Source organism: Micromonospora orduensis, assembly GCF_006228125.1.
Classification (GTDB): domain Bacteria; phylum Actinomycetota; class Actinomycetes; order Mycobacteriales; family Micromonosporaceae; genus Micromonospora; species Micromonospora orduensis.
Map to the genome: position 1 here is coordinate 1 of NZ_VDFY01000204.1, position 21,349 is coordinate 21,349.

General features: G+C 72.8%; 23 protein-coding genes and 1 pseudogene. 15 read left to right on the forward strand and 9 right to left on the reverse strand.

Going from position 1 to position 21,349, the window contains the following annotated elements; all coding sequences use genetic code 11:
• The coding region (locus tag FHG89_RS23515) for a DUF6642 family protein (RefSeq protein WP_139586583.1) at positions 1 to 618 on the reverse strand (618 nt) is incomplete at its 3' end.
• Positions 619 to 923: 305 nt separating this feature from the next.
• Here FHG89_RS23515 and FHG89_RS23520 point away from each other — a divergent pair.
• Complete coding sequence (locus tag FHG89_RS23520; protein WP_139586584.1) at positions 924 to 1,712, forward strand: D-Ala-D-Ala carboxypeptidase family metallohydrolase; 789 nt, start codon at positions 924 to 926, stop codon at positions 1,710 to 1,712.
• A gap of 98 nt (positions 1,713 to 1,810) precedes the next feature.
• Here the strand turns inward: FHG89_RS23520 and FHG89_RS23525 are convergent, their stop codons facing one another.
• From FHG89_RS23525 to FHG89_RS23535, 3 genes are all read right to left on the reverse strand, one after another.
• Positions 1,811 to 2,221, reverse strand: a complete 411-nt coding sequence (locus FHG89_RS23525) for a hypothetical protein (protein WP_139586585.1) — start codon at positions 2,219 to 2,221, stop codon at positions 1,811 to 1,813.
• 144 nt (positions 2,222 to 2,365) lie between these two features.
• A complete protein-coding gene (locus FHG89_RS23530) occupies positions 2,366 to 3,076 on the reverse strand; it encodes a response regulator (RefSeq protein ID WP_425280210.1) in 711 nt (236 codons plus the stop codon).
• Entirely contained in the window at positions 3,055 to 4,302 is a 1,248-nt protein-coding gene (locus FHG89_RS23535; RefSeq protein ID WP_139586587.1) for a sensor histidine kinase, read from the reverse strand. Before FHG89_RS23535 ends, FHG89_RS23530 begins: the two co-directional genes overlap by 22 nt.
• A gap of 133 nt (positions 4,303 to 4,435) precedes the next feature.
• Between FHG89_RS23535 and FHG89_RS23540 the strand changes: the two genes are divergently transcribed.
• From FHG89_RS23540 to FHG89_RS23560, 5 genes are all read left to right on the forward strand, one after another.
• On the forward strand, positions 4,436 to 5,332 hold the full coding sequence (locus FHG89_RS23540; RefSeq protein WP_139586588.1) for an ABC transporter ATP-binding protein: 897 nt from the start codon (positions 4,436 to 4,438) through the stop codon (positions 5,330 to 5,332).
• A complete protein-coding gene (locus FHG89_RS23545; protein WP_139586589.1) occupies positions 5,329 to 6,126 on the forward strand; it encodes an ABC transporter permease in 798 nt (265 codons plus the stop codon). The genes FHG89_RS23540 and FHG89_RS23545 overlap by 4 nt, the downstream gene beginning before the upstream one ends.
• 2 nt (positions 6,127 to 6,128) lie before the next feature.
• Entirely contained in the window at positions 6,129 to 6,866 is a 738-nt protein-coding gene (locus FHG89_RS23550; RefSeq protein WP_139586590.1) for a YqeB family protein, read from the forward strand.
• Positions 6,867 to 6,898: 32 nt separating this feature from the next.
• On the forward strand, positions 6,899 to 7,462 hold the full coding sequence (locus tag FHG89_RS23555; protein WP_139586591.1) for an SOUL family heme-binding protein: 564 nt from the start codon (positions 6,899 to 6,901) through the stop codon (positions 7,460 to 7,462).
• Between the two features lie 78 nt (positions 7,463 to 7,540).
• The gene (locus tag FHG89_RS23560; RefSeq protein ID WP_139586592.1) at positions 7,541 to 8,080 is read left to right on the forward strand and encodes a DUF1697 domain-containing protein; all 540 of its coding nucleotides are present in this window, start codon (positions 7,541 to 7,543) and stop codon (positions 8,078 to 8,080) included.
• A 36-nt stretch (positions 8,081 to 8,116) separates the two neighbouring features.
• On the opposite strand, the gene FHG89_RS23565 is transcribed toward FHG89_RS23560, so the two are convergent.
• Complete coding sequence (locus FHG89_RS23565) at positions 8,117 to 9,094, reverse strand: MBL fold metallo-hydrolase (protein WP_139586593.1); 978 nt, start codon at positions 9,092 to 9,094, stop codon at positions 8,117 to 8,119.
• A gap of 154 nt (positions 9,095 to 9,248) precedes the next feature.
• Complete coding sequence (locus FHG89_RS23570) at positions 9,249 to 10,133, reverse strand: serine hydrolase (protein ID WP_139586594.1); 885 nt, start codon at positions 10,131 to 10,133, stop codon at positions 9,249 to 9,251.
• Between the two features lie 51 nt (positions 10,134 to 10,184).
• On the opposite strand from FHG89_RS23570, the gene FHG89_RS23575 reads away from it, so the two are divergent.
• Both FHG89_RS23575 and FHG89_RS23580 read left to right on the forward strand, forming a co-directional pair.
• On the forward strand, positions 10,185 to 11,144 hold the full coding sequence (locus FHG89_RS23575) for a LysR family transcriptional regulator (RefSeq protein WP_139586595.1): 960 nt from the start codon (positions 10,185 to 10,187) through the stop codon (positions 11,142 to 11,144).
• 98 nt (positions 11,145 to 11,242) lie between these two features.
• Entirely contained in the window at positions 11,243 to 12,094 is an 852-nt protein-coding gene (locus tag FHG89_RS23580; protein ID WP_244295746.1) for an aldo/keto reductase, read from the forward strand.
• Between the two features lie 135 nt (positions 12,095 to 12,229).
• On the opposite strand, the gene FHG89_RS23585 is transcribed toward FHG89_RS23580, so the two are convergent.
• Complete coding sequence (locus tag FHG89_RS23585) at positions 12,230 to 12,745, reverse strand: GNAT family N-acetyltransferase (RefSeq protein WP_139586597.1); 516 nt, start codon at positions 12,743 to 12,745, stop codon at positions 12,230 to 12,232.
• A gap of 130 nt (positions 12,746 to 12,875) precedes the next feature.
• Between FHG89_RS23585 and FHG89_RS23590 the strand changes: the two genes are divergently transcribed.
• Genes FHG89_RS23590 through FHG89_RS23600 form a run of 3 tightly spaced genes read left to right on the forward strand, consistent with a single transcriptional unit; the run spans position 12,876 to position 15,323 of the window.
• On the forward strand, positions 12,876 to 13,430 hold the full coding sequence (locus tag FHG89_RS23590; protein ID WP_139586598.1) for an NADPH-dependent FMN reductase: 555 nt from the start codon (positions 12,876 to 12,878) through the stop codon (positions 13,428 to 13,430).
• Positions 13,431 to 13,455: 25 nt separating this feature from the next.
• Positions 13,456 to 14,469: an ATP-binding cassette domain-containing protein gene (locus FHG89_RS23595; RefSeq protein ID WP_139586599.1), complete on the forward strand. Its 1,014-nt coding sequence runs from the start codon at positions 13,456 to 13,458 to the stop codon at positions 14,467 to 14,469.
• Positions 14,466 to 15,323 (forward strand): ABC transporter permease, encoded by an 858-nt coding sequence (locus FHG89_RS23600; RefSeq protein WP_139586600.1) that lies wholly within the window; start codon positions 14,466 to 14,468, stop codon positions 15,321 to 15,323. The genes FHG89_RS23595 and FHG89_RS23600 overlap by 4 nt, the downstream gene beginning before the upstream one ends.
• 45 nt (positions 15,324 to 15,368) lie before the next feature.
• Here FHG89_RS23600 and FHG89_RS23605 read toward each other — a convergent pair whose 3' ends face one another.
• Positions 15,369 to 18,584, reverse strand: coding sequence for an ATP-binding protein (locus tag FHG89_RS23605; protein WP_139586601.1), 3,216 nt, complete (start codon positions 18,582 to 18,584; stop codon positions 15,369 to 15,371).
• Positions 18,585 to 18,766: 182 nt separating this feature from the next.
• Between FHG89_RS23605 and FHG89_RS23610 the strand changes: the two genes are divergently transcribed.
• Positions 18,767 to 19,219: a helix-turn-helix domain-containing protein gene (locus tag FHG89_RS23610; RefSeq protein ID WP_208761075.1), complete on the forward strand. Its 453-nt coding sequence runs from the start codon at positions 18,767 to 18,769 to the stop codon at positions 19,217 to 19,219.
• Positions 19,212 to 19,580, forward strand: coding sequence for a DUF4180 domain-containing protein (locus FHG89_RS23615; RefSeq protein ID WP_139586602.1), 369 nt, complete (start codon positions 19,212 to 19,214; stop codon positions 19,578 to 19,580). The genes FHG89_RS23610 and FHG89_RS23615 overlap by 8 nt, the downstream gene beginning before the upstream one ends.
• Positions 19,581 to 19,666: 86 nt before the next feature.
• Here the strand turns inward: FHG89_RS23615 and FHG89_RS34485 are convergent.
• A pseudogene (locus FHG89_RS34485) lies at positions 19,667 to 19,909 on the reverse strand (8-oxoguanine DNA glycosylase OGG fold protein); the annotation flags it as partial.
• Positions 19,910 to 20,148: 239 nt separating this feature from the next.
• On the opposite strand from FHG89_RS34485, the gene FHG89_RS34210 reads away from it, so the two are divergent.
• Positions 20,149 to 20,271, forward strand: a complete 123-nt coding sequence (locus FHG89_RS34210; RefSeq protein ID WP_280116084.1) for a hypothetical protein — start codon at positions 20,149 to 20,151, stop codon at positions 20,269 to 20,271.
• A 210-nt stretch (positions 20,272 to 20,481) separates the two neighbouring features.
• Complete coding sequence (locus FHG89_RS23620; protein WP_139586603.1) at positions 20,482 to 21,252, forward strand: cellulose binding domain-containing protein; 771 nt, start codon at positions 20,482 to 20,484, stop codon at positions 21,250 to 21,252.
• Positions 21,253 to 21,349 lie beyond the last annotated feature (97 nt).

Sequence of the window (21,349 nt, forward strand, 5' to 3'; positions counted from 1 at the left end):
GCGGTGCACCGCCTGGGTGGGCACCCGGGGGCGGCCGGTGGGGCGCCAGGCCCGGCCGTTGGCGTAGATCACCCGGAAGCCGAGGTACGACGCGAGCGGCGCCCAGTGGGCCGAGCCCATCCGCAGTTCGGCGGCATTGTGTCGTTGCCCGTTGGCCAGTACGTCGAGGAGGACGGTTTCGAAGGCCGCCGATTCGACCCAGTCCACTTCCCTGGTGAAACCGCAGATCAGGGCGGCTCCGGTGACTTCCAGGAACTCGCGCAGCACGGCGTCGGAGGCGCGCAGGACCGAACAGCTGCCGAAATAGAGTCGCCGCCCCTCGGCGCGGCCGGCCATCAGGTCGGCCACCTCGTTCAGCTCCACCGACTGCCAGTCGGTGAGGCAGAGTCGGCTCGGCTCGCCGTGCATGGCGAAGAAGCCGACCCGGTGGTCCGCGTACTGCTTGAGCAGCCAGCGGTCCAGGAAGTAGAACAGCTCGTCGCGGGTCGCCGCGTCCTTGTGGATGAAGCGGATCTTGCCGAGCCGCTCCAGCAGTTCGAGGGTGGGCAGCACGGAGCCCCGCTCGTTGAGGTCGCGGTGCCACTGACCCTCGACACAGAAGACGCCACCGCGTGCCACGCGCACCTCCGCCAGTCCACCGCCCGGGCTGACGTTACCGCCCGACGGGGGCCGGGGAACATCACCCTCGGTGGGACCGATTGCGACGTTCGGTCGCGCTTGGTCCGTCCCGGGGGTGATCGGGAGTGAATGGCTGTTTCGCAAATCAGCCGAATTCACAGCCAAGGCCCAGGGACCGCAAATCATGAGGACAATTCTTGTTAATTGCCGCCAACCGCACCGATCAGTGCGAGGGTGGAAATCACGGGACGCCTCGGTCGATGTCCCGAAGCCACCCCATTCGCTCTCCTATCGGGAGGACTTCTGTGCGCGTAAACACCTGGAAGCGAGCCGCCGTCGCATTCGCCCTGGCGCTGCCCGGGGCAGCGATCGCCGCGGTCGTCGCCGCACCCGCGGCCTATGCGGACGGCTGCTACACGTGGAACCGCACCCTGACCCAGGGGCGCTCGGGCGACGACGTCCGCCAGTTGCAGATCCGCGTCGCCGGATGGGCCGGCTACCGGGACATCGTCGAGAACGACGGCCGGTACGGGCCCAAGACCGCCGCCGCGGTCAAACGGTTCCAGCAGGCGTACGGGCTGCGCGCCGACGGGATCGCCGGCCCGCAGACCTTCGCCAAGCTGTACCAGCTACAGGACAACGACTGCACGCCCGCGCACTTCAGCTACAGCGAGCTGGACAACGGGTGCGGCGGAAGCGGGTGGAGCGGCGGCCCGCTCTCGGCCAACCAGACCAAGCAGAACGCGCTGCGCACCATGTGGAAGTTGGAGGCGCTGCGCAGGAGCCTCGGCGACAAGCCGCTGCGGGTGTCGAGCGGCTACCGCAGCCGCGCCTGCAACAACCAGGTCGGCGGCGCGTCGGACAGCCAGCACCTGTACGGCAACGCGGCGGACGTCACCTCGCGGACGTCGTCGCTGTGCCAGGTGGCCCGCGCTGCCCGCGACAACGGCTTCAGCGGCCTCTACGGGCCGGGCTACCCCGACCACGACGACCACGTGCACGTCGACTCGCGGCGGGAGAACAACAGCGACCGCAGCTCGAACACGACGAGCTGGTCCGCGCCGGACTGCGGGATCGGCGCCGGCAACGACTGAGCGGGCAGCCGGAGCGACGTCGGCCCGACGCGGAGGGGGAACTTCGCGGCGGGCCGACGTCGTGTGCCCCGGGACGGGCGGGCGGAGGGGTGCCGCGCTCAGCTCGCCCGGGGCCAGCGCGGCGCGGTGACGGGGGGAGTCACCGGCCGGCCAGCAGCGGTGGGGCGTACCCCCGGCGGGACGACCCGCGCGGCCTGCTGCCGCGACGGCCCGGTCGCCGTGAACGGGAACGGCACGTGCACGAACGGATTGCCGTGCCGGATCAACGCGTCGATCTGCCGCTCGTTGAGCCCGTGTGTCTCCAGCACCCGCCGCCCCCAGCGGTGCAGGCGGCACGGGTAGGAGGCGCCGTCGTTGCGGCACAGCGGCCCGGTGGGCCACTCCTCGGCTGTGTGCACGACCACCGCCCGGACCGCGAGCCGGACATCCTCGGGGGTCAGCGGCGCCGGCACCGGCACCTCACCCAGTACCAGGTCGATGGGATCCGTCGACTGCTCACCAACTCGCACGGCAGGCCTCCCGCAGTTCGGCAGCGGTACGGCGGACTCACCGCACCGACATCCTCGGCCATGGGTACGGCCGGCACCGGACGAAAGTTCAATTCTGGTACGCGGTAAGCAGATCCTCCGCCGGACAGTGCGGATCGAGGTCGCTCAGACCAGGCCGGCGTCGTGCACGAGCAGGGCCACCTGGACCCGATTGTTCAGCTCCAGCCGGGTCAACAGCCGCGAGACGTACGCCTTCACGGTCGCCACACTCATGAACAACTCCCCCGCGATCTCCGCGTTGGTGCACCCCCGGCCCAACGCGACGGCGACCTGCCGCTCCCGCTCGCTGAGCCCGGTGAGCAGCCGCAACGCCCGTTCGCGGCGCGGGTCCGGGCCGGCCGGGCCGGGGGAGGCAGCGGTCACGTGGGCGATCAACGTCCGCGTCACCGTCGGCGAGAGCGTCGCCTCGCCCGCCGCGACCCGACGGACGGCGTGCACGATCTCCGCCGGCGGGGTGTCCTTGAGCAGGAAACCGGCCGCCCCGGCGCGCAGCGCCCGCAACACCTGCTCGTCGGCGTCGAAGGTGGTCAGCACCAGCACCTCCGGCGGGTGCGGCTGGGCCCGCAGCGCCTCGGTGGCGGTCAGCCCGTCGACCCGGGGCATCCGGATGTCCATCAGCACCACGTGCGGGGCGTACGCGGCCACGGCCGCCGGCACCTCACCGCCGTCGGCCGCCTCGCCGACCACGGTCAGGTCCGGCAGGCCGCCGAGGATCATCGACAGCCCGGCCCGGACCAGCGCGTCGTCGTCGACGATCAGCACCCGTACCGGCGGCGCGGCCGACCCGGCCCCGGTCACGCCGGCCACGGCAGCCAGGCGGCCAGCCGGAAGTCGCCCGCGTCGTCCCGACCGTAGGCGAGCCGGCCGCCGGCGAGGGTGACCCGTTCGCTGATGCCGACCAGGCCGGTGCCCGCGCCCGGCAGTGTGCCGCCGGCCTGCGTACCGACCGGCCACCGGTTGCCGATCGCCACGGTCAGCCCGGTCCCCGGCCCGCCGGTCACGTCCACGGTCACGGCCGCGCCGGCCGCGTGCTTGCGCGCGTTGGTCAGCCCCTCCTGCACGATCCGGTACGCGGCCCGGCCCAGCGCCGCCGGCACCTCCTCCGGATTGCCGACGCTGTCGTTCACGTTCACCCGCACCCCGGCCGCCCGGGACTCGGCGATCAGGGCCGGCAGGTCGGCGAGGGTGGGCTGCGGTGGCTCGGGGGCGTCCCCGTCGCCCTCGGCCCGGAGCACCCCGATGACCTCGCGCAGGTCCTGCAGGGCGGCGTGGGCGCTGCCCCGGATCACCCCGGCGGCACGGGCCACCTCGTCGGCCGGCGCGTCCGGGCGGAACTCCAGCGCCCCCGCGTGCAGGCTGAGCAGTGAGATCCGGTGCGCCAGCACGTCGTGCATCTCCCGGGCGATCCGGGTGCGTTCGAGGTGGCGGGCCTGGGCGACGCGGAGCTGCTGCTCGGCCTCGGCCCGCTCGGCGCGCTCCCGCAGCGACACGATCAACTGCCGCCGGGCCCGGACGAACATTCCCCAGGCCAGCACGGCGAGCGTGATCACCACGCCCCAGGCCACGGTGGCCCAGTACGGCATGGCCGGATCGGGACGAGCCCAGCTGAAGACCAGGTTGGTGAGGAGACCGACCCCGGTCACGGCCACCGCGACGGCGGTGCGCCGGTGCACCACGACGGTGAAATAGAAGATCAACAGCGGGATGGCCGCAGCCATCGAGAACAGGTTCAACGGCAGCGTCGCCACCGCCAACCCGAGCGGCCACCGCCGGCGCAGCCAGAGCAGCCCGCAGCAGACCAGCCCGATCACCGCGTCCACGCCGACCATCCAGTCGTGCGGCAGCGGGACCGCCGTCTGCGGGTGGGGCGACAGCGCGTCCGCGGTGGCGAAGAGCACCCAGACCAGCCCGAGAAGGAACGCGAGGCTGTCCACCACCCAGTCGCGGGTGGTGCGGCGCGGACGAGCGCGCTCGGGCTCCGCCGGCACGACCAGCTCCCCTGGCAGCAGCCAGGGGTGCTCCGGGACGGCGATGCTGGTCACGCGCCCCATGCTAGGCAGCAACCGGCACCGGCAACCAGCTACCAAAGTCGAGACCCGGCCGTCGACCAAAGTCGGCGCGGCACCGACCGCCGGCCGCAGCGGATGGCCGGGCGGCGCGGGCAGGCTCGACGACATGATCACCGTGGAGAACCTCACCAAGCGATACGGGCCACATCCGGCCGTGGACGACGTGTCCTTCCAGTGCGAGCCGGGCACCGTCACCGGCTTCCTCGGCCCCAACGGCGCCGGCAAGTCCACCACCATGCGCATGATCTGCGGGCTCACCGCACCGACCGCCGGCCGCGCCACCGTCTCCGGACACCCGTACCGGGAGCTGCCCAACCCGGGGCGGGAGGTCGGTGTGCTGCTGGACGCCTCCGCCCAGCACGCCGGGCGCACCGGCCGCGAGGCGTTGACGCTGTCCGCGTACACCATGGGGTTGGACCGGCGCGAGGTCGCCGCGAAGCTCGACCTGGTGGGGTTGAACGCGGTGGCGGCGAAGCGTCGGGTCCGGGCGTACTCGTTGGGCATGCGCCAGCGGCTCGGGCTGGCCCACGCGCTGCTCGGCGACCCCCGGGTGCTGATCCTCGACGAGCCGGCCAACGGCCTGGACCCGGAGGGGATCTTCTGGATGCGCGGGCTGCTGCGTGACTTCGCCGACCGGGGCGGCACCGTGCTGCTCTCCTCGCACCTGCTGCGCGAGGTGGAGGCGGTCGCGGACCGGCTGGTGGTGATCGGGGGCGGCCGGATCGTGGCCCAGGGCGACAAGAACGAGCTGCTGGCCGGCGGCGGCACGGTGGTCCGGGCCCGCGACGTCGCGGCACTGCGCCGGGCGCTGGACGCGGCCGGCCTGGCCGCCGCCGACAGCTCCGAGGGGCTGCTCGTGCAGGCCGACGCGGAGACCGTCGGCCAGGCCGCCGCCGACGCCGGTGTCGCCCTCGCTGAGCTGCGCCCCGCCGGCGGCGGTGGCCTCGAACAGCTCTTCCTCACCCTGACCGCCGGCGAATCCACCAAGGAGGCCGTCCGATGACCACCACCACCGCGCCCGCCGCCGGCGCCGTCGCACCCCGGCAGCACACTCCGGTACGCCGCCCGTCGCTGCTCCGGCTCACCGCCGTGGAGACGCGCAAGCTCGTCGACACCCGGGCCGGCCGCTGGCTGCTGATCACCATCGGCCTGGTCACCGCCGCGATCGTCACCCTGCAACTGATCTACGCCAAGGACGCCGACCAGACGTTCCTCAACTTCTTCGTCCCGTCGCTGCTGCCGGTGTCGGTTCTCCTGCCGGTGCTCGGCATCCTGTCGATCACCAGCGAGTGGTCGCAGCGGACCGCCCTCACCACATACGCCCTGGTGCCCCGCCGGGAGCGGGTGGTGGCCGCGAAGCTGACCGCCGTGTCGCTGACCGCGCTCGCCTCGGTGCTGACCAGCCTGGCCGTCGCCGCGGCCGGGACTCTGGTGGCGTCCGCCACCGGTGGCGCGGGCACCTGGCAGCTCGACGGGTCGCTGATCCTCAACGCGGCGATCCTCCAGGTGACCAGTGTGCTGATGGGGGCCGCGTTCGGTCTGCTGCTGCTCAACCCGCCGCTGGCGATCGTCGGCTACCTGCTGCTGCCCACCCTCTGGGGAGTGCTCGGCGAGATGGTCCGGCCGCTGCGCGGCCCGGCCGGCTGGCTGGACACCAGCAGGACCATGGAACCGCTGTTCAGCAGCGACGCCCTCACCGGCGAGCAGTGGGGACGGATAGCGGTGTCCCTGCTGGTCTGGATGGTCCTGCCGCTGGCCGCCGGCCTGTTCCGGACGCTGCGCCGCGAGGTGTCCTGACCATGGACGTCGCCGGGCACCGACCCCGCACCGTGGTCAGCGGCGGCCCGCTGGAGCTGGCGGTCATGTGGGGCGGCTTCCCGCTGCTCGGCGCCGGCGCCGGATGGCTCCTCGCGGCGGCGACGGGCTGGCTCGTCCGGCTCCCCTGGGTGCCGTTCAGCGACCTGGTCGAGTGGTTGGACCGGTTGCCCGAGCCACAGGCGACCATCGGCACGATCGCGGTGGGCGTCCTGGCGGGTCTCGTCATCGCCGGGATCGGCACCGCCGAACGGCTGATCGTCACAGTCGACGCGGCGCAGGTCCGGCTGCGCCGCGCCGACGCCGACCGGGGCGTCGCCCGGACGGAGACCCGTGTGGTGTTCGTCGACGACGGTCACCTCGTGCTGCTCGACGCCGACGGCGCGGAGCTGGTCCGGGAGGCCACCGACCTGCCGTCCGACCGGCTCGCGGCGGCGTTCCGGGCCCACGGCTGGGGCTGGGCGGACGGCGACCCGCACCGGTCGGCGTACCGGCTGTGGGTGCCCGACCTGCCCGGGTTGCCGAGCGGCGCGGACGCCCTGCTGCGGGCCCGCGAACGGGCACTCGAACGGGATCGCCGCGAGGACCTGCGGGAGCTGCGCCGCGAACTCGGTCGGATCGGGGTGGTGGTACGCGACGAGGGCAGGCGGCAGTACTGGCGGGTCGTCACCCCGGGTGCGGGCCGTCCGACTTCGCCCGAGCGGGAGCCGGGCGGGCGGTAGCGTCTGTCCCAGGAGATCCTGGGAGCCGCGCGATGACCGAACAGCAGCCGTACCGGGTGGTGTCCCGACACCCCGGCTTCGAGCTGCGCCGGTACCCGGCCCACCTGGTCGCCGAGGTGCGGATCCAGTCGTCGTTCAGCCGGGCGCCGATCGAGGCGTTCCGACCGCTGGCCGGCTACATCGGGGGCGCCAACCGGGCCCGACAGCCGATCGGGACGACCGCCCCGACGGCGCCGCGGACACCCGACACGACGAAGATCGCGATGACCACCCCGGTGCTCCAGGAGGAGGGCGAGCAGCCGGGGGCGTACCTGGTCCAGTTCGTCATGCCGGCCGCCTTCACCGCCGCCACCCTGCCCGAGCCGGTGGACCCCCGGGTGCGGATCCGGGAGATCCCGCCGCAGCTCGCGGCCGCGACGCGCTTCTCCGGCCGGTGGACCGAGCGGGCGTTCGGCCAGCGGGCCACCATGCTCGGCCGGTCGGTCACCGCGGCCGGCCTGCAACCCACCGGGGCGATCCGGTACGCCCGGTTCGACCCGCCGTGGAAACCGTGGTTCCTGCGCCGCAACGAGGTCGTGCTGCCGGTCGTCGAGTGATGCACCGCCGATACGAGACGGGCCTGGTGGGGCCGGGCGGCCTAGGCTGAGCCGGTCGGCCCGCACCGAGGAGGAGCCATGACCCGGTACGTCGCCCTGCTGCGCGGAGTCAACGTCGGCACCACCCGGCTGGCGATGGCCGACCTGCGTCGGATCGTCAGCGACCTCGGGCACGAGGACGTCAGCACGTACCTGCAGAGCGGGAACGTGGTGTTCGGCAGCGCGGTGCGCGACGCGGAGAAGCTGGCCGCCGGGATCGAGCGGGCGCTCGCCGACGAGCTGGGGTTGGCCGTGCCGGTGCTGGTGCGCAGCGCCCGCGAGGTGGCGGCGGTGGCCGGCGGCAACCCGTACGCCGCGATCGAGGACGACCCCACGAGGCTGCTTGTGGCGTTCCTACGCTCCGCGCCGGCGAAGTCCACGGTGGACGCGCTCGTCGTACCCGGCGGTGAGAACGTGTCGTTCACCGTCACCGGCCGGGAGATCTTCCTGCACTTCCCCGACGGCGGCTACGGCCGGACGAAGTTCGCGAACGCGTACCTGGAGAAGAAGCTGGCCGTGGTGGCCACCACCCGCAACTGGAAGTCGGTGCGCGCCCTGGCCGAGATGGCCGCCGGCTGACCGGGTGGGGGCCGCACCGCCCCCACCCGAGGCCGGTCAGAAGTGGTACGCGGTCTCGTACTCGGGCACCAGCACCCGGCTGCGCGGCGAGATCCGGCGTACCGCCGCGATCATGTCGTCCAGTCGGGCGCGGTCGGTCGGGGCGACCGGCGGCGGGTTCTGAAGCGCCGTCTCGAAGTTGTCGAAGTGCACCGGCACCACGACCTTCGGGTAGTCGAGGCCGGCCAGCAGCCGGGGCAGGTAGTCGCCGGTGGTGGTGGCGTTCTGCATGGCGACCATCGCCACATCGGGTGCCAGGCCGGTGAGATTCCGCTCGGCGACGTCGCTGGCGCCGGTGAAGTAGACCGACGGGCCGCGCTCGACCCGCAGCAGGTAGCCCAGCGTGTCGCCCTCGGGCAGGTCCGCGATGGTCGCCGGCTGCGGCGGCTGGCTCACCCGCACCCCGGGAAAGGCGAGGGAGTACGACGGGTTGCGGCTGTGCAGCGAGCCGACCACCTCGACTGTGTGGTCGCCGAAGTCCAGCACCTCGCCACCCTTCACGGAGCTGAGCTGCGTCGACGGCACCCCGTAGGCCAGACCCAGGTGGTACGCGGTGAGCGTGCCGAACACCCGCGCGCCGGTGCGCTCGGCGATGTACGGCACGTCCATGAAGTGGTCCCAGTGGGTGTGCGTCACCAGCACCGTCATGGCCCGGTCGACGCGCGGGTCGATCACGTCGGCGCGCACGGTCAACGGGGTGTCCGTCTTGAACGCACCGGTGAACAGGCCGGTGTCGATGCGGCTGAGGTACGGGTCGACCAGGACGGTCCGGTCGCCGATGTCGACACGCCAGCCGGCCGTGCCCCACCAGCGGAAGCTGACCGCGCCGGTGCGGCGGGTGGTCGGGGCGGGCGCGGCGGCGGGCGGTGCGGCCTGGGCCGGGGTGGCCGCGCCGGTGGCGAGGCCCCCGGCGGAGACCAGTGCGGTGGTGGCGGCGGCGTCGCGCAGGAAGCGACGGCGGTCGAGACTGGGCATGCGGTTCTGCTCCCCGTGGTCGGGCGATCGGTCGACACGAGCCAACCAGCGCCGACCCGCGCCGGTCCAAGATCGCCGACGGCGGTCGCCGATACCTCACCGCATATCGGGCCAGCTCAACGCCGCCGGGCCGGCGACCGCAGGGGGCGGAAATTCACTCCCCGCGCAGCGCCTCGACTGCCGTACGGGCGGCCTGCCCCATCGCCAGGTCCACGTCGATGCGGCGCGGGGCCAACTGGTCGGCGCGGGCGAAGACGGCGATGGCGTACCGGCCGCCGTCGGGGTATTCGGCGACGCCGGCCTCCAGGTGCAGTCCGGGTAGCGTGCCGGTCTTTCCGGAGACGCGGACGCCTGGCGGGAAACCGGCGGCCAGCCGGGTCCAGAAGATCTGCCGGGCCATCCAGGTGCGGACCATCGCGCACGCGGCCGCCGGGCCGGCCTCGTCCCGCCAGATCAGCGTGAGTAGCCGGGTGATCTCCCGGGGCGTGCTGGAGGTGGTGTGCTCGGGGTCGAAGACCCGCATGGCCCGGACCCGGTGCGCCGGCAGGGTCGGGAAGATCCGGGCGAACTCCGCCTCGGTCCGTGCCCCCACGTCGGCGAGCATCAGCTCCACCAGCTCCCGGGGGCCACCGAGGACGCGGGTACGGGTCAGTCCCAGCTCGGTGGCGAGCATCGGCAGCAGGTCCGGGCCGACCCGGCGCAGCAGCAGGTCGGCGGCGGTGTTGTCGCTCACCGACATGGCAAAGTACGCGAGGTCACGCAGCGACACCTCGGCGTCGTCCGCGCAGCCGGCCAGACCCCACCCGCCGAGCCTGTCCGCGGCGGTGACCAGGACGCGTTCGGTGGGGTCGAGCTGACCGGCCTCGACCTGCCGGGCGAACTCCAGCACCAGCAGGATCTTGAAGATCGACGCGATCACCACCTGCTCGTCGGCCCGTACCCCAGCCTCCCGGTCCACGGCGTCCAGGTCCACGGCGTGCAGGCTGGCCGTCACGCCGGCGTCGGCGAAGATGGCCTCGATGCGTTCCCCCACGTCCACCCCCGCACGGTATCCAGCGGGGCGCCGCCAGCGTTGGCGTAGGGTCCGGCCGTGGACCTGCTCCGGCACCTGCGGCACTTCGTGGTGGTCGCACACGAGCTGCACTTCGGGCGGGCCGCCGAGCTGCTCGGGATGGCCCAGCCGCCGCTGAGCCAGTCGATCCAGCGGCTGGAACGGGAACTGACTGTCGAGCTGTTCGACAGGTCCCGCCGGCAGGTACGCCTCACCACCGCCGGTGAACTGCTGCTCGGCGAGGCGGAGGACCTGCTCGCCGGTGAGGGCCGGCTGCGCAACCTCATGGGCCAGGTGCGGGCGGGTGAGCTGGGCGTACTGCGGGCCGGTGTGCCGCCGGAGACGCCCGCCGTGACGCTGCGCGCGCTGCTGGACCAGCTCACCACCCGGGCGCCCGGCCTCGACGTGGAGCTGCACGAGCTGACCACCGCCGAGCAGGTACGGATGCTCGCCGAGCGGACCCTGGACGTGGGGCTGGTGCACCATCCGGTGACGGCGGACGGGCTGCGTTTCGGCGCCCCGGTCGACGTACCCCTGGGGGTGCTGCTGCCACGCACCTCGCCGCTGGCCCGCGACCGGGAGGTGCCGCTGGCCGCGCTGGCCGGCCTGGACCTGGTGGCCGCGCCCCGCGCCACCACACCGGGCTGGCACGACCACCTGCTGTCGGTGTGCCGCCGGCAGGGCTGGCGGCCGGTGCGGGTCCGGCCGGCCCGCAATCCGGAGTTCCTGTTCGGGTTGGTGCTGGCCGGCGGCGCGGCGGCCGTGGAGCCGGCGACGGTCGCCCGCCGGGAACCCCGGATCGCCTGGCGGCCGATCGCCGACACACCGCTGGTGAAGCGGACGTCGGCGGCCTGGCCGGACCGGTCGGCGCATCCGGCGGCGCCGATGGTCGGGCAACTCGCCGCCGAGGTGCTCGCCGCCGCCGAACCCACCCCGGCCGCGCCGCCCTCGGCGCCGGCGGAGCGGCCGTGGCCGGTGCTCTTCGACACGACAGGGTGATCCGGTCCGCCGTTGCGCTCGTCACCCCGTGTAGAGCGGTGATTCGCCCACCCGGCCGGGTATTGATGACGGGTAGACGAAGACGCGAAGGAGCCGCAGTGGCAATCACCATTCCCGACATCAGCCTGAACGACGGCACCACCATTCCGCAGCTCGGCTTCGGGGTGTTCCAGATCGAGCCGAAGGACACCGTCGCGGCGGTGAGCACCGCCCTCGAGGTGGGCTACCGGCACATCGACACCGCCGAGATGTACGGCAACGAGGCCGAGGTCGGCGAGGCGGTCCGCATGTCCGGCCTCGACCGGGAGTCGGTCTACGTGACCAGCAAGCTGAACAACGGCTTCCACCGCCCGGACGACGCCCGCAAGGCGTTCGACTCGACGCTGGCCGCGCTGAAGATGGACTACATCGACCTGTTCCTGATCCACTGGCCGCTGCCGACCCTGTACGACGGCGACTACGTCTCCACCTGGAAGGTGCTGGAGGAGTTCCAGCGCGACGGTCGGGCCCGCTCGATCGGCGTGTCGAACTTCCAGGTGCCGCACCTGGAGCGGCTGGCCGCCGAGGCGAGCGTCGTGCCGGTGGTCAACCAGATCGAGGCGCACCCGTACTTCGGCAACGAGGAGGTGCGCGCGTACGGCCGTGAGCACAACATCCGCACCGAGGCGTGGTCGCCCATCGCGCAGGGCAAGGTGCTGGACGACCCGACGGTGGTGGACATCGCCGAACAGCTCGGCCGCACCCCCGCCCAGGTGGTGCTGCGCTGGCACGTGCAGCGCGGCGACATCATCTTCCCGAAGTCGACCACCCCGAAGCGGATCGAGGAGAACACCCGGATCTTCGACTTCGAGCTGGACGACACGGCCATGGAGCGGATCAGCGCCCTGGACAAGGGCGAGGCCGGGCGGCAGGGCCCGAACCCGGACACCTTCGCCTACGTCCCCCGCTGATCCAGGCCCGCCGTCATCGGCGGGTGATCTCCCAGTGAGCGCTTGACCTGGAGCGCGCGCTCCAGCCGGCAGGGTGACCGGTGGGCGCCCACCGGTAGGACGCACGGTGACCTGCCACGGGCCGTCCCGCCGACCTCAGCTCCCGGTCGGCGGGGCGGTCAGGTCGAGCCGCCAGTCGTTGGCACGCATCATCCGCCCCGGCGGATATTCGAAACCCGTCTCGCCGAGCAGCGTGAAGCCGACCTTGCGGCAGACCGAGTTCGAGGCGGGGTTGTCGACCGACGGGTACGCGTGCGCGTAGCGCCGGTCCCGTCGGGCGCGGACCACGTCGAGCGCCGCGCGCACCGCAGCGGTCGCCAGCCCCTGCCCCCGGTACGCGGGCAGCACCGCCCAGCCCAGCTCGTACACCTGTTGGTCGCGCCACTCGCGGGCCCAGTAGCCGACGCTGCCCACCCGCGCGCCGTCCGGTAGCGCCAGGGTGAACATGCACCCCTGCCCGGTGTCGGCGAAGTGCACGTACCGGTCGTGCCGGGCGAGCACCTGCTCGTCGGCCTCCGGACCGCCGGTGTGCCTGCGCGTGTCCGGTGAGTTGAGCTGCCGCAGCAGGTCGAGGTCGTCCTCGTGCCACGGCTCGATGCGTACCTGCGCCATCCGACTCCCCCGTTCGTCGACCCCAGTCAAACCGATCGCACCGACATTGCGCCCCGGAACACCGCCCGCTAGATCCGATCTAGCGGGCGCCCGTCGTCACCTCGCGCCTTGACAATGGGAGGGGGTGGCGATGACACCGTTACGGATCGCCGTGATCGTCGGCAGCACCCGGGAGGGGCGGGCCGGTGACCGGGTCGCCGACTGGTTCGTCGAGCAGGCGAAGCGGCACGACGACCTGACGGTGACGGTCGTTGACCTCAGCGAGTACGACTTCCCGGCCAGCTACCCGGCCGCGTCGACCGCGTCCATCCAGGCCTTCGCGCGTGAGGTGGGCCGGGCGGACGCGTTCGTCGTGGTCACCCCCGAGTACAACCACAGCTTCCCGGCACCCCTGAAACAGGCGATCGACTATGCGTACGACGAGTGGCAGGCCAAGCCGGTCGGCTTCGTGTCGTACGGCTGCCGGTCCACCGGCCTGCACGCGGTCGATCACCTGCGCACGGTCTTCACCGCCCTGCACGCCATGACGGTGCGTGACGTCGTCGGCATCGACCTGCTCGCCGGCGAGCCGACACCGCTGTGCACCGACGAGCTGCGCCACGACACCGACGTCCTGCTCGACCAGCTCCGCTGGTGGGGTCTGGCGTTGCGCGACGGCCGCGCGGCACGACCCTACGTCTCCTGAACACGCGCGACGAAAGGTAAGGATCATGAATAGACGCACCACCGGCCTGGCCATCGAGGCCGAGGGGCTCACCCGCTCGTTCGGGGAGACCCGCGCGCTGGCGGGGATCGACCTCCAGGTGCCCGCCGGCACCGTCTACGGCCTGCTCGGCCCGAACGGGGCGGGCAAGACCACGGCGGTCCGGGTGCTCGCCACGCTGCTGCGCCCCGACGGGGGCACCGCGCGGGTCTTCGGCCACGACGTGGTCACCGAGGCCGACAAGGTCCGCAGCCGGGTCAGCCTCACCGGCCAGTACGCCTCGGTCGACGAGGACCTGACCGGTACGGAGAACCTGGTGCTCCTGGCCCGTCTGCTCGGCCTGGGCAAGCCGGCCGCGCGGGACCGGGCGGCGGCCCTGCTCGCCGCGTTCGGTCTGACCGAGGCGAGTGACCGCCAGGTGAAGAAGTACTCGGGCGGAATGCGGCGGCGCATCGACATCGCCGCGAGCATCCTCAACACACCCGATCTGCTCTTCCTCGACGAACCGACTACCGGCCTCGACCCGCGCAGCCGCAACCAGGTGTGGGAGATCGTCCGGGCCGTGGTGTCGCACGGCACGACGGTGCTGCTGACCACCCAGTACCTCGACGAGGCCGACCAGCTCGCCGGCCGGATCGCGGTCGTCGACCACGGCCGGGTGATCGCGGAGGGCACCCCGGGCGAGTTGAAGTCGTCGGTCGGCTCCGGCACCGTCCACCTGCGACTGCGTGACCCGGATCAGCGGCCCCAGGCGGAGAAGGTGCTGCGCGAGGCGCTGAACGTGCCGGTGCAGCTCGCCGCCGATCCGGTGGCGTTGACCGCGCGGGTCGGCGAGGCCGGCACCGACCTCGACGCCAGCGCCCAGGCCGCCCGCGCGCTCAGCGACCTGGCCCGGGCCGGCATCGTGGTCGACAACTTCTCCCTCGGCCAGCCGAGCCTCGACGAGGTCTTCCTGGCTCTGACCGACCATCCCGCCGTGCCGGCGGACGAGCGCGACGACGAGCTGGAGGCAGCCCGATGACCGACACCACGACCACCACGACCGACCGGGCGCCGTCGGTCTACGTACCGTCCGCCGAGGCGCTGGCGACGGTGCTCGCGCCAGGTGCCCGCCCGCCCCGGCCGACCGCGCTGGGCGCGTCGCTCACCTTCGGCTGGCGGGCCCTGCTGAAGATCAAGCATGTGCCGGAGCAGCTCTTCGACGTGACCGCGTTCCCGGTCATCATGGTGCTGATGTTCACGTACCTGTTCGGCGGAGCCCTCGCCGGCAGCCCGCGCGAATACCTCCAGTTCTTCCTGCCGGGCATCATGGTGACAAGCGTCGTGATGATCACGATGTACACGGGTGTCGGCCTCAACACCGACATCGAGAAGGGCATCTTCGACCGGTTCCGGACGCTGCCTGTCTGGCGCCCGTCCGCCCTGGTCGGCATGATCTTCGGCGACGTGCTGCGCTACATCCTCGCCGCCCTGGTGATCCTGGGCCTGGGCCTGGTGCTCGGCTTCCGGCCCGCCGGTGGGGTGGTCGGTGTCGCCGCCGGGATCGGGTTGCTGGTGGTCTTCTCGTTCGCCTTCTCCTGGGTGTGGACGTTCTTCGGGCTGATCCTGCGCAGCGAGAAGTCGGTGATGGGCGTCAGCATGATGGTGCTGTTCCCGCTGACGTTCCTCAGCAACGTCTTCGTCGACCCGAGCACCATGCCGGGCTGGCTCCAGGCGTTCGTGAAGGTCAACCCGGTGACCCAGCTGGTGGCGGCGATCCGCGGAACGATGAGCGGCTCGTCGGACCCGTCGGCCACGATGTGGCTGCTGGTGTGGAGCGCCGGGTTCGTGCTCGTCTTCGGCACCCTGACCATGTACAGGTACAACCGCCGCTGACCCTGCAACGGGGCGCCGCCACGGGCCGTGGCGGCGCCCCGTGTCTCAGAGCTTCCAGGGCAGCGGCTCGGATGGCAGGTAACGGCAGGTGCTGCCGGTCGAGACGGAGTCGCGCAGGTGGTTGGCGAGGGCCGGGTGCCGCTCGTCGAGCTTGCGCAGCGTGTCCCGGATCCGCGCGGTCACCGTCTTGCGGGCCCGCTCGCCCTCGTCGCCGAGGCGGCGGCTCCGGCCGGCCAGCCCTGCCGCGGCCCGCAGCTCGTCCAGCAGCGCTGCCCGCTCGGCGTCCAGCGCGGCCACCTTCCGGTCGTCGTCGCGTGCGGCGGCCCGGTCGATCTCCTCGTCGAGGCGGGCCAGGTGCCGCCGGTAGCGGGCCTTGGCCTCGTCGTCGAGGACCGGGTCGCCACCCATCCGGCGGGCGGCCACCAGTTCCGGCCCGGCCGCCGGGTCGAGCAGCTCCACCGCCGGCACGTCGCGGCCCGGCCGGCTCAGCAGCAGGTGCAGGTCGTGCAGCCCTTTCGCGTCGGGCAGGTGCACCACGATCCCGGCGTACGCGAGCTGCCAGACCGGGCCGTCGCGGCGGAACTCGTACCCGTCGGTGGCGGGCGGGACGGCCTGAACCGGGTTGCCGACGCCGGCCGGCGGTGCGGCCGGGAGCCGGTCGAGCACCTGCGTCATGCCGAGGGCTGTCGCCTCCCGGGCGGTGGCGCCGTGCAGCGCGGCGAGGGTCGCGGCGTCGCCGGGGTGACCGCGGCCGGCGAGGGCGTTCGCGAGGCCGGCGCGGGCGAGGAGCGACCAGGGGCGCGAGCCCAGCCGGTCGGCGCTCTCCCGGGCGGCCGTGAAACCGGCGACGGCGTCGTCCCAACGGCCCTGGGCGGCGTCGATCATGGCGAGCCAGTGGTCGATGGGGCCGCTGATGTCGCAGCCGAAGAGGCCCACCGCCCACTGGCCACGGTGCGGGGCGAGCGCGGCCCGCGCGGCGTCACAGCGGTCCGGATCGCCGGACGCGGCGGCGGCCTGCGCGCGCAGCCGCGCCCAGAGCGACGACACCGGACGCGGATAGCGGATGCCGGAAGCCTCGATGCCGGCGGTCAGCCGGACGGCGGTCTCGTCGTCGCCGCGTTCGGCCGCGCTGATCGCCAGCAGCAGCTCCCGGTAGGGGTAGTCGCCGGGGGCCAGCTTCTCCAGCAGGGCGTCGACCTCGGCGAACCGGCCCTGGAGCAGCAGTCGGGACCAGAACAGGTGATGGCCCATGAAGGCGAACTCGGCGTGGCTCGGGTCGGCGACGTCGGTGAGGACGTCGAACTGTTCGTCTGCCTCGGCGAAGTCACCCCGGAAGGCCGCGATGATCCCGCTGTCGACGGTGGCCGCCATCCGGTGCCGGGCGAGGTCGCCCTGCTCGTTGGCGGCGACGAAGGCGCGGAACTCCTCGACGAATCGGGGGTCGCCCAGCTCCAGTAGCGCCACCCAGCGCAGCGAGGTGGCCCACAGCTCGGTTTCCCGGTCGCCGGTCCGCCGGGCCACGGCTCGGATCTCGGTGGTCAGCTCGGCGCGGGCGGCGGCGGTGCCCAGACCCCAGGTGGTGTCGTGGCGGGCCCAGAGGCTGAAGGTGAGCGCCTCGTCGTCCCGCCCGCGACGGGCGATCGTCTCGGTGGCGGTGATCAGGTCGGCGATCAGGGTGCCGACCGACGCGTCGGCGGCTGGGTCGCCGATGAGCCGCTGGTACGCCTCGCGCACCAGTTCCGTCGACTCCAGTGAGCGCACGGTCTCCACCTGGCGGGAGCGGTACGCGATGAGCGCGACCCGGGCCAGCAGCAGCGGGTCGTCGAGGGTGCGGGCCAGCGTCGCGGCCTCGGTCAGCAGTTGCGCGGCTTCGTCCCGCCCGGCGTGGTGATACTGCACCTCACCGAACTCGACGAGGATTCGTACCCGCTGCGTCCGGTCCTCGACGACCTCCAGCGCCCGGCGGAAGTGCACCGCCGCCTCGTCGGTGGCCAGCCGGGCGAAGGCGTGCCGCCCGGCGGCGACCAGCAGCTCGGCGACGCGCGCCCGGTCGAGCGTGGGGCCGGCCAGGTAGGCGTGCCGGGCCAGGTCGGCCGGGATCAGCCGGTCGGTGAGTTCGCGCAGGTCGTCGACCGCCCGCACGACCGCGGCGTGCCGGGCCTGCCGGTCGTCGTCGGTGAGCCCGTCGTAGAGGGTCTCCCGCACCAGGTCGTGGGCGAACGCGAACCGGCCGCCACCGCGGGCGGTCACCAGCCGGGCGGTCACCGCACGGTCGAGCAGCCGGTCGACCTGTGCCGCCGGGGCGCTGGCGCTGGCCGCCAGGACCTGTCTGTGGAACTCGCGGCCCAGCACGGCGGCGACGGTCAGCGTCTCGACGACCGCGGCGGGCAGTTGGGCCAGCCGGCGCCGCACCGCCTCGCGTACGCCGGGGGCGATGGTGCCGGTGGTCCCGTCGGCGTGCCACAGCCGGGCGGTCTGTTCGACGAAGAACGGGTTGCCGCCGGTGCGCCTGTGCACCTCGTCGACGAGGCCGGCGTCGGGCTGACGCCCGGCGGTCCGGGTCATCAGCGCGGCCACGTCGTCGCGGGCCAGGCCGGTGAGTGTGATCATCGTGGATTTCGCGACAAGCGGCATCAGCAGGGGGCGCAGCGGGTGCTCGCCCGACTCGACCTCCGCGTCGCGGTAGGTGCCGATCAGCAGCAGCCGCTCGAACCAGGTGTGTTGGGCGGCGAACCCGAGCAGCCGCAGCGAGGCCGGGTCGGCCCAGTGCAGGTCGTCGAGCACGACCACGACCGGCCGGCGTTGGGAGACGGCGACCAGCGCAGCGGTCACCGTGTCGTACAGGGCGAACGCCTCCTGGTCGGCGACGTCGCGGCCGCCGCCCTCGGCCGTCCATGCGGCGCCGAGGCTGGGCACGTCACCGGTGCCGCTCTCACCGAGCAGGGCCGCGAGGGCGGGTTCGGCGTCCGGCCGGGCGACCGCCCAGTCGTCGGCGGAGCGGCGCAGGGCGCGTAGCACCTGCACCCACGGCCAGTAGCCGGGGGCGCTGTCGGAATCCCAGCAGGCGGCCCCGAGTACCAGTGCCCCGCGCTGGCGGGCCTCGCGCGCCGCCGACGTGACGAGGGTCGTCTTGCCGATGCCCGGCTCCCCGGTGACCAGGACGAGCCCGCCGTGGCTGGTGGCCGCCCGGTCCAGCTCGGCGCGCAGCAGACCCGCGGGGTGATCCCGCCCGATGATGGCGTCGCCGAGCCACGCGTCCATGGTTTCCAGACGCTACTGGACCCGTCCGACAGCGCGGATCGGTTATTTCGCACGGCCGTCGCGTTCCCACCTCCACAACCCGGGGTGGGCAGGTCTGGTGCGGAGCCTTTGGAGCTGATGCCGTAAACGAATCTGGCCCCATCCTTACCTAAACTTCCCTACCGAAGGTAGGGTAGGGAGTGATGAAGGATGACATGTACTCGGTCGAGCAGGTCGCTGACCAACTCGGCCTGCACGTGCGGACGGTGCGCGGCTACATCCGCTCCGGTCGGTTGAGGGCTGTCCGGATCGGCAAGCAGTACCGGATCGCCGCCGGTGATCTCGACGCGCTCACCGGGCGGGCTCCGGCGGCGGCCACCGTCGTCGGGCCGGCGGAGGTGTCGAGCATCGTGCAGATCGACGGCGTCGACCGGGCCGCCGCCGACCGGCTCGGCACGCTCGTCCTCACCAGCGCCAACACCCGCCACGACCAGGCCAACCCGCTGCGGGTGCAGACGGTGCACGACGAGGAACGCCACCGTATGAAGATCATCATCTTGGGCGATCCGGCCGCCACCGCGGAGCTGCTGCACCTGCTCGACGCCGTCCTCAACGCCGACAACGGCCTGATCGACCGGGAGGTCCACGATGTCTGACCAGATCCAGGAACGCGCGGGCGTGCAGGTGCTGGTCTGCGACCCGGCCGGCCCGACCGTCGCCACCGAACAGGACGCGCTGGACCTGATCGGCGCGGCCTTCGCCGGAGCCCAGGTGGTCGCCGTACCGGCCAGCCGCCTCGACGAACGCTTCTTCTCGCTGGGCACCCGCTTCGCCGGTGAGGTGATGCAGAAGTTCGTCAACTACCGGCTGCGTCTGGCCGTCGTCGGTGACATCTCGACGCACCTTTCGGAGAGTTCGGCGCTACGGGCCCTGGTGCACGAGTCGAACAAGGCCGGACACATCTGGTTCGTCCCCGACCTCGACGCGCTCGACGACCGCCTCCGGGCCGCGTCGTAGCGCCATCTCCACTGCGTCCGGTTCGACACCCTCGGCCCTGGCCCGCTCGGAGGCCCAGCGCAGCGGTTGCCCCGCGGGTCGGCGCCGAGCGACTTCGCGGCGCGCCACGGGCCGTACCCGATGGGGCCGTAACCCCAGGCCAGCACGGCGGTCAGCAGTTGCCGCGCGCTCGCCGATCCGGCCCGGTACGCGTCGGCCACCGCGAAGACGTCCCGCCGCGCGATGACGCCGCTCGCCGGAAGCGTGTCCGGCCACGCGTCCGGTGGGAGCCCTGCCCCCCAGCGGTCGACGCGCACGGTTACCGGTGCCTGCTCGTCCGACAACACCACAGTCGCCCTCCTCGATCGCGTACCTGCCGTCCGGACGCTACGGACGAGCGCTCCCCCGCACCGTCCGCCGACGCCATATCGCGGTATCGAGCAGGGGTGGGCTCAGGACTAGCCGCCCGGCGACCGGGTACGCCCGGTGCATGGGTAGCCACAAGCAGAACAAGCACGACAGCGGAGGCGAGTCGGCGCGAGGCCGGCGACATCCGGGCAGCGGCGCTCGGGGGCGCCAGGGTTCGCCCATGGAGCACTCGCCCGACCAACGGCACCGCCGTACCGCGACCGGCCCGGCCGGCACCGAAGGCGACCACGGCCGGGCCAAGGTCTCGGGCGACGAGCGGATTCAGCGCCAGGGCGGCTCCTGAGCCGACCGGTCAAGGGTGTAGCCGCCCCGCGCGTTCGCAGGGCGGCTGACCGGACGAATGGTTTTCTACGCGGTCGCGCAGATGGCGTATGCCGTGTCGGCCAGTCGCCGGGCGGACGCGTGGTGACGCCGGGGCCGTTCGCAATGGCAAGCCCGTCCACATATCGACATCTGCCTATGGTTGTGGTCGGTGTCGCTCTAGCATTCGCGTATGTCCGCTCGCCGCGTCACCGCCGCTGTCACCGTCGCCGCGCTGGCGAGCCTGCTCGTGATCGGCGCGGCCCGCGCCGACGGCCCGGCGATCAGCACCCCCGGCAGCCCGACGGTGCTGGCCAACGAGCCACACCAGCTCACGCTCACGTGGGCACCCTCCACCTGGATCGGCGATCCGGCCGCCGAGCAGCCGATCAACTACGAGGTGCAGGTCCCGCTGGGCCCGAACACGTACCGCTGGCTCGGCACCACGTCCGCCACGACGATCACGCTCACCGACCTGGCGCCCGGCACGACGTACCGGATCGCGGTTGCCGCCCGCGCGCTCGGCGGCTATTCCGACACCTCGCCCGCCACCACCGTGCGGACCGCCGACGGCCGCGCGACGGTCAGCTACCTCAACCTCGACTGGGCGCCGACGAACAACCAGATCCAGTACGCCCTGCGGGTCACCAACACCGGCACCGGACCGCTCGACCTGACGACGGTGCGGGTGCGCTACCACCTGCGGTTCGAGGGCGGCAACACGTCGCTGGTGCCGAACTGCGACTGGGCGGCACTGGGCTGCGGCAAGATCCGCCAGACGGTGCAGTTCTTCATCCCACCGGGCGGGCCGTCCCCAATGTCGACGCCGGCGCCGCCCTATCCGCCGCCGGGCACGCCCGTCCCCGGCTGGATCGAGCTGACCTTCACCGGCGGGGTGCTCGCTCCTGGCGCGTCGACCGGGCCGATCCAGCTCGGGTCTGCTGCACCGATAGGTGACATCTGAGTTGGCTTGCCCTGGTGGCGGGCTGGAAGGATGTTGCTGTGCCCAAGCCCTACCCCCGTGAGTTCCGCGATGACGTTGTGCGGGTGGCCCGTGATCG